At 39.7% G+C, this 12102-nt stretch carries 10 protein-coding genes; 8 read left to right on the top strand and 2 right to left on the bottom strand.

Annotation, left to right across the window (positions count from 1 at the left end; translation table 11 throughout):
• The 3 genes from GMD4S_RS03985 to GMD4S_RS03975 all read left to right on the top strand — a co-directional run.
• The coding region (locus GMD4S_RS03985; protein WP_000485949.1) for a prealbumin-like fold domain-containing protein at nt 1–593 on the top strand (593 nt) is incomplete at its 5' end.
• 593 nt (nt 594–1186) lie between these two features.
• On the top strand, nt 1187–4825 hold the full coding sequence (locus GMD4S_RS03980; protein WP_000791206.1) for a Cna B-type domain-containing protein: 3639 nt from the start codon (nt 1187–1189) through the stop codon (nt 4823–4825).
• Nucleotides 4826–5032: 207 nt separating this feature from the next.
• Nucleotides 5033–5773: a class I SAM-dependent methyltransferase gene (locus GMD4S_RS03975; RefSeq protein ID WP_000573482.1), complete on the top strand. Its 741-nt coding sequence runs from the start codon at nt 5033–5035 to the stop codon at nt 5771–5773.
• A gap of 81 nt (nt 5774–5854) precedes the next feature.
• Here the strand turns inward: GMD4S_RS03975 and GMD4S_RS03970 are convergent, their stop codons facing one another.
• Nucleotides 5855–6214: a DUF3397 domain-containing protein gene (locus GMD4S_RS03970; RefSeq protein WP_008281343.1), complete on the bottom strand. Its 360-nt coding sequence runs from the start codon at nt 6212–6214 to the stop codon at nt 5855–5857.
• 91 nt (nt 6215–6305) lie between these two features.
• Here GMD4S_RS03970 and GMD4S_RS03965 point away from each other — a divergent pair, with 91 nt between their 5' ends.
• Genes GMD4S_RS03965 through GMD4S_RS03945 form a run of 5 tightly spaced genes read left to right on the top strand, consistent with a single transcriptional unit; the run spans nt 6306 to nt 11006 of the window.
• The gene (locus GMD4S_RS03965; RefSeq protein WP_000867027.1) at nt 6306–7262 is read left to right on the top strand and encodes a TIGR01212 family radical SAM protein; all 957 of its coding nucleotides are present in this window, start codon (nt 6306–6308) and stop codon (nt 7260–7262) included.
• Nucleotides 7246–7803: a tRNA (mnm(5)s(2)U34)-methyltransferase gene (locus GMD4S_RS03960; protein ID WP_000828422.1), complete on the top strand. Its 558-nt coding sequence runs from the start codon at nt 7246–7248 to the stop codon at nt 7801–7803. Before GMD4S_RS03965 ends, GMD4S_RS03960 begins: the two co-directional genes overlap by 17 nt.
• Entirely contained in the window at nt 7796–8050 is a 255-nt protein-coding gene (locus GMD4S_RS03955) for a hypothetical protein (protein WP_000361094.1), read from the top strand. The genes GMD4S_RS03960 and GMD4S_RS03955 overlap by 8 nt, the downstream gene beginning before the upstream one ends.
• A gap of 11 nt (nt 8051–8061) precedes the next feature.
• A complete protein-coding gene (locus GMD4S_RS03950) occupies nt 8062–10116 on the top strand; it encodes a cation:proton antiporter (RefSeq protein WP_000421607.1) in 2055 nt (684 codons plus the stop codon).
• A 29-nt stretch (nt 10117–10145) separates the two neighbouring features.
• Entirely contained in the window at nt 10146–11006 is an 861-nt protein-coding gene (locus tag GMD4S_RS03945; RefSeq protein WP_000759516.1) for a YihY/virulence factor BrkB family protein, read from the top strand.
• Between the two features lie 39 nt (nt 11007–11045).
• Here GMD4S_RS03945 and queA read toward each other — a convergent pair whose 3' ends face one another.
• Nucleotides 11046–12074, bottom strand: a complete 1029-nt coding sequence (gene queA / locus GMD4S_RS03940) for a tRNA preQ1(34) S-adenosylmethionine ribosyltransferase-isomerase QueA (protein ID WP_001090143.1) — start codon at nt 12072–12074, stop codon at nt 11046–11048.
• Between the last annotated feature and the right edge of the window lie 28 nt (nt 12075–12102).

The raw sequence follows: 12102 nt of genomic DNA, 5'->3' as shown, positions 1-12102 counted from the left end.
CTGGTTACCTCAAAGTAACGGACATCACTTTCCAAGTCAAACATGACGGCACAGTGGAAGTGACAAATGTTGGTGAGAAAGACTCTAAGGGTGAAGAAAACAAAGTCGTTACCAACGGCTCAACTGTAACTGTAACCGACAAAGACGATGAACTTCCACGTAAGATTACCTTCAGCAAGGTAAATCTTGCAGGTGAAGAAATCGCGGGCGCAAAAATCCAAATTTTCCGTGGAGAAAAAGTTGCAGGTAGTCCTGTGGCTGAATGGACTTCAAAAGCAAATCAATCACATGTACTTGATTTGACTCCGGGAGTATATACTTTCCATGAAGAGGCCGCTCCAACTGGATACTTAGCAGTAACAGATATTACATTCCAAGTTAACTACGACGGAACTGTAACAGTGGTAAATGCTAGTGGAAATCAGGTTGAGTTTAAGGATGGTAAGTTAGTAGTAACGGACCAAACTGAACCAGAAAATCCTAACCTACCAAACACTGGAAGTGAATCTGGACAAGTTGCATTAGCAGCAGGTTTAGCTCTTCTAGCTTTAGGTGCAGGTCTTGTAGCAACTAAACGAAGAAAAGAAGACTAATCTCATTTAGTAGCCAATAAGTACAGTAAAGAAAGATCAGGGATAACCCCCTGGTCTTTTTTCTATGATTCAGAATAATGAAATATGCTAAATTAAACTATTTATCAGTATGGTGTATGACTATTGCTAGATTTCTTCTGAGTTTTACTTATATAAAATAGTTTGGATAATTATTAAGGTGTATCAAACTTATAAATAAATGGAATGTTTTGTGCATTGTTCCTTTCTGTTTGTTTAAAAGAGAAGTTGTTCGTATGTGTATACTAAACTTAAAGAAACTTCAGTCTGATGAAAGAATTAGTTTTTATGGCAGTAATTTTACACTGTGTCAATATTTTCAAAAGGCAATAACCTCATAATATTACAAAAAAAGTTAATTTTGTTTTATAATGAAACTAAAGGAGGTTTCTATATTAAAAATAGAACAAATATGATAAATATTGCACTTATATATAGTTATGATATATGTTAATATGATGTAACTTATTCAATAACCCTCATGGATTTCAACGAATTCGAAAGGAGATGAGTGTTGAGGTTTTATAATCATAGTTTGTCGTTTTAATGTTTTCGGTAATTTAGAAAGGAAGATTATGAAGAACAAGAAATTTTGGTTACCCATCCTAACTTCTCTGGCCTGTTTGCTAGGGATGATCTTTGCTCCAAATTCAGTTCAAGCAAAGGAACTGAAGAACGTTATCAGTAATATTGGAATTTGGGAGGTTGATAATGGTAAGTTTATAAAACCAGATGCGAATGGTGTTTATACACTTTCTCCTGAACATCATAACTACTCAAATTATAAATTCACTGTTGATTACGATTTGAGTGCCTATGATGGTAAATTAGAGGACGGTGATACCTTTACCTTTACTGTTCCGAGCCCTTTAACTGTTAGAAATGAAACTTTTGATTTAAAAGATAAGGAAACAGATCTCGTTATCGGGGAAACTCAAATTGTATCAAACGGGGATAATAATGGTGGTAAGGCAACTATTACATTAAAAAATCTGAAAACCTATCTTGAGAAAAAAGGTGGCTATCAAGTCCAAAACGTTAAAGGAAATTTCTTTGTTGGTTTTAGTTCTAAAAATGAATTAAGCAATGAAACGCTCCGTTTTGATAAAACGGAAACCATAAATGAAATCACCCATCAAATCAAGGTTAAAAAAGGTGGTACGGCTGATTATTCTGAAGGAATCGGTCGAGCTAATTTCAATAAATATCATGGTTTGATTTACAAAGAGGATTGGACATCAAAGGCTCTAAATAAGAGTGGAAAATACTTACACAGCTGGTATGTTCGTGTTAATCCGAAACAAGCAGCCTATAATAAAATTGAAATTCATGACTGGGTAGATCCAAATGCTTCACCAATGCAGATGATTCCTGAAACATTTAGCGTCACAGCAGGTTGGTATGATCAGTATTATTATCTGAAAGATGAAGTGGTTTTAGAAGCTGGTAAGGATTACCAAGTAAAATGGAATGATTCTTACACAGAATTTACCTTAACAATTAACAATGCATCTTCAATTCTTGCGAAGAACGGGAAACCAGCAGCATTTCGAATTAATTATAAAACAAGTGCTCCAGCTGATGGCACGCAAGTCCAAAACAATGCTGAAATGAAGGGTGATGACCAGATTCTAACATATGACGACTATAGTAATAAGACAGTCGTTAAGCAAATCGGAAACTCAGTCGTTGCTTCTGGCGGTACAATTCAGTTAGAAACAGGTTACCGTATCATTCTTTACAAGGTGGACGAGCTGACTCATGACCGTCTAAAAGGAGCAAAATTCAAGATTACTCCTCCAGCAGGAGCTACGGCTAAAGAGGAAATTGTAACGACAAATGATGACGGAATTGCTGAGTCATCTATTTACTCAGAGAGTGATATCAAGAAAGGGAACTTTACGGTAACCGAGATTGAGGCTCCTGAGGGATATGAGTTGAATCCTACTCCATTTGAGATGACTGTTGGACAAGATGGAGCTATCAAAACAGTTACAAATAAACGTAGCAAAGCTAAAGTTAAGATTAAGGCTAATAAAAAACTTACGGGTCGTGAGTTGAAGGCTGAAGAGTTTGAATTCACTTTAACAGACCAAGATGGTAAGGTGAAAGAAACTGTGAAGAATGACAAAGACGGAAACATTGCTTTCTCAGAATTGGAATTCGACAAAGCAGGGACTTATACCTTTAAAATTGCTGAAAAAGCTGGCAGTGATACAAGCATCAAGTACGACACTAAAACTATCACGGCTACAGTTACTGTAGTAGATAAGGGCAAAGGTGCACTTGAAGCAACTGTTTCTTACGATGATGAAAAAGCTTTTGAGAATACTTACACTCCAGCAAAAACGGAAGTTCCTGTGAAGAAAGTATGGAAGGACGAGAACAACCAAGACGGTAAACGTCCAACTTCTGTCACAGTTAAATTGCTTGCGGATGGTCAAGATACTGGTAAGACACTTGAGCTCAATGCCGCAAACGGTTGGACTGGAAGCTTCACAAACCTTGATGCTGATAAAGGCGGAACACCTATTCAGTACACTGTAGTAGAAGTAACTGTTGCTGGTTATACTTCTGAAATTACTGGTGATGCTGCATCAGGATTCACCATCACAAATAGCTATTCACCAGAAACAGTTGATGTAAAAGCAACTAAGAACTGGGATGACGCTAATAACCAAGACGGCAAACGTCCGACTAAGATTACAATCAATCTTTTAGCAGACGGTGAGAAAGTAGCATCGAAAGAGGTTCAAGCAGCCGCAGACGGAACTTGGACTGCTACATTCGAAAAATTAGCAAAATATAAAGCTGGTAAAGAAATTAAATACACTGTAACAGAAGAAGCCGTAGCAGAATACGAAGCGACTATTACAGACTTTACCATCACAAACAAATATGCTCCTAAAGAAATTGACTACAAGGTAACAAAAGTATGGAACGATGCGAACAACCAAGACGGCAAGCGTCCTGAGTCCGTAACGGTTCAACTTTATAAAAAAGTAGGAAATGCTGATCCAGTAGCCGTTGAAGGTAAGAAATTGACCTTAACAGCTAAGGAAAAGACTGATGATAACACTTGGGTAGCATCCTTCACCAATCTTCCACAATACGAAGCTGGAAAAGAAATCACCTATTCTATCAAGGAAGTGGATGTACCAGCTGGTTACGAAGCCTCTGTGACTGGTCAAGTAGTGACAAACACCTATAACCCAGAAACAATTGTTCTTTCAGGAACTAAGGTGTGGAAAGATAACAACAACCAAGACGGTAAACGTACAACATCTGTGAAAGTTCAAATTCTTAACGGCGACAAGGTTGTTCAAGAAATTGAAGTTTCAGAAAAAACTGGCTGGAAGTTCGAATCTAAAAAACTTCCTAAGTATGAGAATGGTAAGGAAATCAAGTACACTGTCAAAGAAACTGCTATGACAGAATACAAAGCAACCATCACTACAGACAAGGATGGCAAGTACACCATTACCAACGAACATACTCCAGAAAAAATTGCTGTAAGTGGACAAAAGACCTGGATTGATAATAACGACCAAGATCATATCCGTCCAGCATCTGTCACTGTCGCTCTTCTTGCCAATGGTAAAGAAACTGGCAAGACAGCAATCGCAACAGCTGAAACAGGTTGGAAGTATGAATTCACTGAACTGGATCGTTACCAAAATGGTAAAGCAATCGAGTACACAGTCAAAGAAGTTGGTGTTCCTACAGGTTACACAGCTACTGAAACTGGTATGAATGTGACCAACACCCACACACCAGAGAAAACATCTGTAAAAGGTAAGAAGATTTGGAAAGATGAAGATAACAAAGACGGTATCCGTCCATCTTCTGTCACTGTGAAACTTCTTGCAGATGGTAAGGAAACTGGTCAGACAGCTACAGTGTCAGAAACAAGTGGCTGGACTTATGAGTTTACAGGTCTTGATCGTTATCAAGAAGGTAAGGAGATTGCCTACACTGTTGAAGAAGTGAATGTTCCAGATGGTTATACAGCTTCAGTAGAAGGTTACAACATTACAAATACGCACACTCCTGAAAAAACAACACCTGGCAAACCAAATGAACCAGGTAAGCCTAAAAAAGGTGGGGAATTGCCTAATACAGGAAGCGAGTCTAACCAAGTGGATCTAGTAGCTGGAATCGCCCTTCTTGGATTGGGAACAGGATTTTTGGCAAGACGCAAAAAAGAAGATTAAGTTTTTTAAACGGTATCTTTCACGAAATTTTGCAAGACAGTTTAAAAGTGGAAACAAGTGTCAATGGAAATTGGCACTTGTTTTTTTTGTAACTGACCCTGGTTCTACTACCAGATACAAGTGGATAGTTGCCACTTACTAAAAAGCTATTGTTTTTGCGATGAATTCCACTATAATAGGTGACAAATAAAAAAGGAGATGTTGCATATGATTGAAACAAGATTACAAGATAAATTGAAGTCAGGTTTAGAGGTAGAAAATTTTCAAAAAGATGGCGGTATCTATCTGTCCCTTAATCCAGATTATCTATCTGGAGATAATGCTAAATACATGATCATGTATAACCGTATGGCTCGCTGGTACGATATGAGTGAGAAATGGATAGGACCACTTCTCCATGGCAAGGCAATTGATAAGTTGAGAAGGGATCTGATGGAGGAAATAGAATGGAAAGATAATTTATCTGTTCTTTATGTCTCTATCGGGACTGGTCAAGACCTCCGTTATATTCCTGAGACAATTGACCTGAAAAGTTTAGACTTTGTAGGGGTAGATATTTCTATCAGTATGCTAAAAAAATGCCAGAGATCTTGCGCTAAAAAGACCAATTTGCAACTTTTCCATGCTTGCGCGGAGGATCTACCCTTTGCGGATAATAGTTTTGACATTGTCTACCATATTGGCGGAATCAATTTTTTCAATGATAAGGCCAAGGCTATGCAGGAAATGCTACGAGTGGCGAAGCCAGGAACCAAAATTTTAATCGCAGATGAGACGGCTGACTATGTGGATCAGCAATATAAGAAAAATCATTTTAGTAAGGATTATTTTAAAGACGCTACTGTTGATTTGAGTGAAATTGAGAATGCTGTTCCAAGCGAAGTTAAGGAAAAGGAAATGAAATTTCTTTGGGATGGCAAATTCTACGCCTTGACATTTAGGAAATAAAAAAAGTATCTTGGTAGAGCTTAGAAAACAAGTTATGAAGATAAAAATATTCCCTTAGACAGCTGTCTGAGGGAATGTTTTTTATGGGAGCATCATCAATTCGACAATCATAGCTATGTAGATGATTAAGGTAAGGAGAAAACCGGCTCTCCAGAAGAATTTGATGAATTTAGGGTAATAAAAACTTCGTTTTTTGACAAGGAAAAAGATTACAAGGAGGATTGCTAGGAGAGAAAGTGCGACACCAAGTCGCGGTAGAAAGTTGTGGGTAAAGGCTTTAGCAGTAATCAGATAGTACTCAAATACCAAAAGTGGAAAAGCTAGATCCGCGAAATTAAATCCTATTTTTCTGAGTCCGAAAAGCTTGGTGACAATAAAGCAAACCACCAAGGTTAATATCAATAATAAAATAGATGCTATTTTCATTAAAATCATACCCATATTGTATCATAAAAAAACGCTAAAGGAAATGAGAAACAAGGGAATTTGTAGGAAAGTCAGGCTTTTGAGATTGTAGGTGTTTTTTGTTATAATGAAAGTTATGAAATCTTATAATACCTTGAATGATTATTATCGAAAACTTTTTGGAGAAAAGACTTTCAAAGTTCCTATTGATGCGGGATTTGACTGTCCAAATCGTGATGGAACTGTAGCTCATGGTGGTTGTACTTTTTGTACGGTTTCAGGTTCTGGAGATGCCATCGTGGCACCGGATGCCCCTATCCGTGAGCAATTTTATAAGGAAATTGACTTTATGCACCGCAAATGGCCAGATGTTCAGAAGTACTTGGTTTATTTTCAAAATTTTACCAACACCCATGAAAAGGTGGAAGTGATTCGGGAGCGATATGAGCAGGCTATCAATGAGCCAGGTGTAGTAGGGATTAATATCGGAACACGACCAGACTGTTTACCCGATGAAACCATCGAATATTTGGCTGAGTTATCGGAACGTATGCATGTGACTGTAGAATTGGGCTTGCAGACTACTTTTGAAGCAACCTCTGACTTGATTAACCGGGCTCATTCCTATGAATTGTACGTGGAAACGGTCAAGCGTTTGAGAAAGTATCCCAAGATTGAGATTGTTTCCCATCTGATTAATGGTTTGCCCGGTGAGACTCATGAGATGATGGTCGAAAATGTCCGTCGCTGTGTTACGGATAATGATATTCAAGGTATTAAGCTGCACTTGCTTCACCTCATGACCAATACACGGATGCAGCGAGATTACCACGAAGGACGTTTGCAACTGATGAGTCAGGACGAGTATGTCAAGGTCATTTGTGACCAGTTGGAAATCATTCCCAAGCATATCGTCATCCATCGAATTACAGGAGATGCACCGAGAGATATGCTGATTGGCCCTATGTGGAGCCTCAATAAATGGGAAGTGCTAAATGCTATTGAAACTGAGATGCGCCGTCGTGGAAGTGTGCAAGGATGCAAGGCTGTAAAACAGGAGTTTAAAAATGAAAAGACCACTTGAGATGGCACATGATTTTTTGGCTGAGGTTGTGACAAAAGAGGATATTGTTGTGGATGCGACCATGGGTAATGGGCATGATACCCTTTTTCTAGCCAAGCTAGCCAAGCAAGTCTATGCCTTTGATATCCAGGAGCAGGCTTTGGAGAAAACCCAAGAGCGTTTGGATCAGGCAGGTATGACAAATGCCCAGTTAATCTTGCAAGGTCATGAGACACTAGACCAGTTTGTGACAGAAGCTAAGGCAGGGATTTTTAATCTGGGTTATCTGCCTTCTGCTGACAAATCCGTCATCACCCAACCTCAGACTACTATTGAAGCCTTAGAAAAGCTGTGTTACTTGCTTATCAAGGGGGGACGGATTGCTATCATGATCTACTATGGTCATGAAGGAGGAGATACTGAGAGGGATGCTGTATTGGATTTTGTTAGCCAGTTGAACCAACAAGAGTATACAGCTGCCATTTATCGGACTCTCAACCAAGTTAACAATCCACCGTTTTTAGTTATGATTGAAAAATTAGAAAGGTATAGACATGGATAAACAATACCTTCGTGAGAAGCTTGAGGCAATGCGCCAAAATTTTGTCGAGTCAACGCATCACGAGCGAGCAGTCGGGGTGCTCGACGAAGCACATATGAGCAAGAAAATGCTTAAAATCAAGAAAAAATTAGTGGCTCTTGAAATGGAACGATGCCAGAAAAAAATTGAGCACAAAGACTGTTCTAAGATTGATCAGAAAATCCAAGAGCAAAAGGAGATTTTTGAATCTTGTTGTAAAAAAGATTAAGGAGGAATTGTGTGGAATTACTCATTTACTTGATTCTATTTTTATTTGTCTTAATCATTTCAACCACGACTAATAAACTTCTCCCTTTTTTGCCCCTTCCTCTTGTACAAATTCTTTTGGGGATTGGGATTGGCTTATTTGTTCCTGATGCGGACTTTCATCTCAATACAGAGCTGTTTCTGGCCATGGTTATTGGTCCCTTACTTTTCCGGGAGGCAGAAGAAGCGGATATTACGTCCATTTTGAAGCACTGGCGGATTGTCGTTTTTCTGATTTTTCCTGTGATTTTTATCTCGACTTTAAGCTTGGGGGGCATGGCTCACTTCCTTTGGATTACCCTTCCTTTGGCGGCCTGTTTAGCAGTTGGAGCGGCACTTGGGCCAACAGATTTGGTTGCCTTCGCATCTCTTTCTGAACGTTTTCGTTTTCCTAAACGGGTTTCTAATATTCTAAAAGGGGAAGGGCTCTTAAATGACGCTTCTGGTTTGGTTGCCTTTCAGATGGCTCTGGCTGCTTGGACAACAGGAACGTTTTCTCTAAGCCAAGCTGGAACTTCCCTAGCACTTTCTATCCTTGGTGGTTTTGTAGTCGGTTTTGTGACGGCTATGGTCAATCGTTTCTTGCATAGTTTTTTGCTGAGTGTACGAGCGATAGATATAGCCAGTGAACTATTGCTAGAGCTAAGTTTGCCACTCATGACCTTTTTCATCGCAGAAGAGTTTCATGTTTCAGGGATTATCGCAGTAGTGGTTGCAGGTATTTTGAAGGCCAGTCGCTTTAAGAAAATTACGCTCCTTGAGGCTCAGGTAGACACCGTGACGGAGACCGTCTGGCACACCGTGACCTTTATGCTAAATGGATCAGTCTTTGTTCTCTTGGGAATGGAGTTAGAGTTGATAGCAGAACCGATTTTGTCTAATTCTCTCTACAATCCCCTTCTTTTACTGATTTCAGTTGTCGTTCTGACCTTCTTGCTTTTTGCGATCCGCTTTGTCATGATTGCTGGTTTTTACTTTGTGAGGACGCGTCGACTTAAGAAAAAAATTCATAAGTACATGAAAGATATGCTTCTTTTGACCTTCTCTGGTGTCAAAGGGACAGTATCTATCGCGACCATTCTCCTCATACCAAGTCATTTGGAGCAGGAATATCCTCTGTTACTCTTCCTTGTAGCAGGCGTTACACTGTTGAGCTTTTTAACAGGTTTACTGGTTCTCCCTCACTTATCTGAAGAACAAGAGGAAAGCAAGGATCATTTGATGCATATTGCGATTTTGAATGATGTGGCTGCAGAATTAGAAAAAGAGCTAGACCATCACAAGAACAAACTTCCTCTTTATGCAGCTATTGATAATTATCATGGTCGGATTGAAAACCTTATCCTTAGTCTGGAAAATAAGAGAGTCCAAGAGGACTGGGAGTCCCTCAAACTTCTTATCTTGAGTATTGAGAGTGACGGTTTGGAGCAAGCCTACGAAGAAAATAGAATCAGCGAGCGTGGCTATCGAGTTTACCAACGTTACCTAAAAAACATGGAGCAGAGTATCAATCGGAATTTCGCTTCTAGAGTGACTTATTACTTCCTAGTTTCTTTACGGATACTGCGCTTTCTACTCCATGAAATGTTTACCTTTGGCAAAACTTTCCGTAGTTGGATGAATGAAGAATCTCGTAAACTACTAGCAGTTGACTATGATCAGATTTCAGAGTTGTATTTGGAAAATACAGAGCTGATTATCGAGAGTTTGGAAAACCTCAAGGGGGTTTACAAGAGTTCTCTGATTAGTTTTATGCAAGAATCTCGTCTACGCGAGACGGCCATTATCGGAAGTGGTGCCTTTGTTGAGCGGGTTATCAATCGCATCAAACCAAACAATATCGATGAAATGCTACGAGGTTACTATCTCGAACGTAAGGCAATCTTTGAATACGAAGAAGCTAAACTGATAACAGCCAAGTATGCCAAAAAACTACGACAAAATGTGAATAATTTAGAAAATTATTCTCTGAAAGAAGCAGCAAATACTTTACCTTATGATATGCTAGATTTAATCAGAAGAACTTAGATGATGAAGAAAATGACGGAGGATGGAACATGAAAAAGTGGTGGAAAGAGCTGATGGACAGGCCCTTATTGAAAGCTTTTTTGCATTATTATCAAGCATCTGATAGTGAGTTGACCAGTGTTGCGGTTGCCTACTATTGGTTGATTTCAATCTTTCCTTTGCTAATGATAATGGTCAATATTTTGCCTTATTTTCAGATTCCAGTCTCAAATTTCTTACTGACGATCAAGGAATTCTTGCCTGATACGGTGTATGATGTGGTTGCCAAGATTGTCCGAGAAGTTCTGACTCAACCATCAACTGGTTTGCTGAGTTTTGCCGTTTTATCTGCACTCTGGACCTTTTCGAAATCAATGGATTTCCTCCAAAAAGCCTTTAACAAAGCCTATGGGGTGACCAAGAGTCGAGGCATTATCTCCCATCAGTTGATGAGTCTACTTGTTAGTTTTGGCTTGCAGATCCTTTTTGCCTTTGCCTTATTTTTGAGTATGTTTGGTCGTATGTTGCTCAACCTCCTCAAAACTTACTGGCAATCAGACAGTCCGCTATTTTCCTACCTGCAAGATTTTACAGGCCCTCTGGTCTATGCCTTGATCTTTGCCATTCTGGTTATGATTTATTACTTCCTTCCAAAAGTAAAAGCACCACGAATCCGCTATGTTTTACCAGGAAGTGTCTTTGTCTTGCTAACTCTTATCTTTTTATTGAATATCTTTTCTGTCTACGTCAATAGTTATGTCAATCATCTGGTTGACGTTCGATTTTTCAGTTCCATTATCGTGGTAGTCATGATGTTCTGGTTTATTCTTATTGCAAAGATTTTGATTATCGGAGCAGTTATCAATGCCAGTGTTCAGAGTTTGAAAGATCCAGAGTTTAGTATGGAATAATTAGAAAAATCCCTATTAGGTTTCCTAATAGGGATTTTCTTAATAGATAAACATGGCATCTCCAAAACTGAAGAAGCGGTAGTGTTCTTGGATGGCATGGTGATAGGCATCTAGGACTAAGTCACGACCTGCAAAGGCAGAAACTAGCATAACAAGTGTTGACTTGGGTAGGTGGAAGTTGGTTGAAAAAGCATCTACAACCTTCCAGTCATAGCCTGGTTTGATAAAGATATTGGTCCAGCCAGAATCAGCCTGGATTTGCCCATTAAACTTGGAACCGATGGTTTCCAGTGTGCGAATCGAAGTGGTTCCGACAGCGATGACACGACCTCCATTTTCCTTAACAGAACGAAGGGTGGCAGCTGCTTCATCAGAAAGTTGGTAGAACTCTGAGTGCATTTCATGTTCGTCCAGATTGTCAACAGAGACAGGTCTAAAGGTTCCGAGTCCGACGTGAAGAGTGAGATAGACCAGATGAACACCTTTGGCTTGGATTTCTGCTAGCAGTTCTTTGGTGAAGTGCAATCCAGCAGTCGGTGCTGCAGCAGAGCCACTCTCTTTAGCGTAGACCGTTTGATAACGTTCACGGTCATCCAATTTTTCATGGATATAAGGTGGCAGTGGCATTTCACCCAGACTTTCCAAGACTTCTAGGAAAATTCCTTGGTATTCAAAGCGGACAATGCGGCCCCCGTGGGTCAATTCTTCCGTAACGACAGCGCTGAGGCGACCATCTCCAAAGCTGACGCGAGTACCGACCTTGAGGCGTTTGGCTGGTTTAGCGAGGACTTCCCACTCATCACCACTAGTATTTTTGAGCAGGAGAAGCTCCACATGACCTCCGGTCTCCTCTTTTTGACCATAGAGGCGGGCAGGGAGAACGCGAGTGTCGTTCATGACAAGGGCATCACCAGGTTCCAGCATGTCGATAATGGAGTGGAAGTGTTTATCCTGCATTTCTCCCGTTTCACGATTAACGATAAGGAGTTTAGACGCATCACGTTTTTCAAGTGGTGTTTGGGCAATCAATTCCTCAGGTAAGTGGAAATCAAAATCAGCTGTATTCATTTTTTTCATCATTCTTTCTAAGTTCTAA

Source organism: Streptococcus sp. GMD4S, assembly GCF_000296955.1.
This window is presented reverse-complemented; position numbering and strand designations above follow the sequence as displayed.